The 3020-nt window shown below is 60.5% G+C and carries 1 protein-coding gene; it reads left to right on the top strand.

The window, feature by feature from the left end; translation table 11 throughout:
• Positions 1-428 precede the first annotated feature (428 nt).
• Positions 429-3020, top strand: a 2592-nt coding sequence (locus ACWRN3_RS22675; protein WP_476742009.1) for a carboxypeptidase regulatory-like domain-containing protein, incomplete at its 3' end; no start/stop codon positions are given.

Here is a 3020-nt window from a genome sequence, read left to right as displayed (position 1 = left end):
CCGCTTAAGACGCGGCAGGACAAGTAAGGAAGTGGGCAGATCTCATGGCCACCGGTGGGCAGTTCTACTGGCCGTCAGTGGGCACTTTCGTGGCCGCCTACGGGCAGTTTTTCATGGCCGCTTACACCATACGAAGCGGAACAACCCCCCGGGCTGAAATACCAGAACTGACGCGCACACGACACTTATGCACAACGGTGCGGCGCGATCTTTGACCGTAAATTTAGCCTTGTCTTCCATGTTTCTCCTCGACATTCACGCGATGTCTTCTTCCTGGGCTTCATGAAGAGTCTGACGACGTTCATGTCGAAAAATAAAATGGTGCCAGCATGTCACCGTGCGTTACAGTACGATTCGTCCATTATCTGTGGACCGCGGTGCGGAAAATGTCCCCCGCGTGAATCTTGGGGGCTTTCATGTTTGCTCGCATGGCTATCTTTCGGCGCCTGAACGCTGTTCTCGCCATTGTTCTCGGGACGTTGCTGCTGGCAGGAAACATTCCTGCGCAAGCGGCGGCGACTACCGCATCCATCAGCGGAACCATCACCGCACCAACGGGCGTCAATGTGGGCTCCGTCCACGTAACCGCATACACCGCTGACGCAAACTCCTCATATGTAGGGTTCGCATTCGTCGGCGGTGACGGCAGTTACCGTATCAGTAACCTGCCGGCAGGGTCCTACAAACTGTACTTTTCTGGAAATTCAGGTGCGCTGGACCAGTGGTACTCCGGTGCTTCCTCTGCTGACACCGCTACCGCCGTTACCGTCACCGACGGCCAGGCCCTCACCGGACTAAACACCGCCCTTATCAAGGGTGCCACCGTCAGCGGAACCATTAGCGCGCCGGCCGGCGTCGATCTCACCTCCGTGACTGCTTATGCGAGGACCCAAGACGGGACCTCGCAAGCGGGATCTTCTCCCGTCACCGTCAACGGAACCTACCTTCTCACTGGGTTGCCTGCAGGATCTTTCAAAATCTACTTTTCCGGTGGGAATTCCGGGGCGATGGGGCAGTGGTACCCCAACGCTTCCTCAGCAGACACAGCCACGGCAGTGACCGTGACCACAAGCCAGGACCTCGCCGGAATAAACGCCACCCTCGTCAAGGGCGCCACGATAGGGGGCACCATCACCGCGCCCCCGGGGGTCAACCTCACCTCTGTCTACGTCAATGCACGCACGAATGATGCTGCGTCTCTGTACGCAGGATATTCATCCGTCGCTCCGGACGGAAGCTACCAGGTGAAGGGGCTACCGGCGGGATCCTACAAACTCAACCTTTCGGCTGCGAGTTCAGGAGGGGTCGATCAGTGGTACCCGAACGCCGTAACTGCTGACACTGCCACCGCCGTCAGTGTCGGGACCGGTCAGGATCTCACTGGAATTAACACCACTCTGATCAAGGGCGCCACGATCAGTGGAACCATCACGGCGCCAGCCGGGATCAACCTGAATTCGGTCTACGTCTACGCCCGTGCCGGACAGTTGTACGCGGGATACTCCCCCGTGGCGGCCGACGGGACATACCGCATCATCGGCCTGCCAGCTGGGTCCTACAAGGTGGATTTCTCTACAGGGTCTTCAGGCGCACTGGAGCAGTGGTACCCCAATGCTTCCTCTGCTGACACCGCCACCGCTGTCACCGTCGCTTCCGGTCAGGACCTGACCGGAATAAACACCACCTTGGTCAAGGGCGCTACTATCAGCGGAACCATCACTGGCGGCAGCGGCTACACCCCCGTGACCGTGCTGGATAACTCGGGCAACACCGTACAAAGAGGGAGCACAGACCTGACAGGTGCCTACAGCATCGGGGGACTTGCGCAGGGCTCCTACAAGATCGCCTTCAACCGGGCGAGCGGTTACTCCCTCTCCGAAGCGCAGTTCTACCAGAACAAACCTGAATCGGCGGGCACCGCAGCCGCCACCCCGCTCACCGTTTCTACGGGACAGAGTCTGCCGGACGTCAATGCCGCTCTCGTGACCGGTGGAAGCATCAGCGGAACAGTGACCGACGATACCGGCCAGCCACTGCCGCAAGCGAAAATCCACGCCTACACCAAGGACGGTTCACTCGTGACCCGGTCCACCCAGACAGATGCTGCCGGTAAGTTCAGCGTCCCAGGCCTCAGCACAGGGAATTACCTCGTTGACGTCACCCCGCCCACCAGCCGGGCTTCCCTTGGAAAGCTGTACGCAGGAAACGTCACCACGGAGGAAGCCTCCACACCGGTAAGTGCCAAGGCCGGCGCCGATACGGCGATTGGGGAGCTCTCCTACAAAGCCACCCCCAGCCCGACGCCGGTCACCCCGGCTCCCCCGACATTTGCGGACGGCGCGGGCAGTTACACGATTCCTGCCACAACCGGGGTTGACTACCGCGTGAATGGGACCAGCGTGACGGCAGGCACTTATCCGGGAAGCGGAACTGTAGGCGTAACCGCCCAGGCGCGGGCAGGATACGTCCTAGCTCCAGGAGCCGTGGCCTCCTGGAGCCACACGTTCACGGCAACTGCCGCGCCTGCCTTTACCGACGTGCCTGCCAACTCTCAGTTCGCCACCGAAATTTCGTGGCTCGCGGCCAAAGGCATTTCGACCGGTTGGACCGAAGCTGACGGCACCAAGACCTACCGTCCGCTCCAGCCCGTGAACAGGGATGCGATGGCCGCCTTCATGTACCGGCTGGCTGGTAGACCTGCATTCACGGCCCCGGTCACATCGCCCTTCACGGATGTGCCCACGAGTTCACAGTTCTATAAGGAAATCACCTGGCTCGCCGGGCAGGGCATTTCGACCGGTTGGACCGAAGCTGACGGCACCAAGACCTACCGTCCGCTCCAGTCCGTGAACAGGGACGCGATGGCCGCCTTCATGTACCGGCTGGCTGGTAAACCTGCATTCACGGCCCCGGTCACATCGCCCTTCACGGATGTGCCCACGAGTTCACAGTTCTATAAGGAAATCACCTGGCTCGCCGGGCAGGGCATTTCGACCGGTTGGACCGAAGCTGACGGCACC

Source organism: Pseudarthrobacter sp. rb, assembly GCF_056389225.1.
Note: the sequence above shows the minus strand (reverse complement) of the source record. Positions and strands in the feature narration are given on the sequence as shown.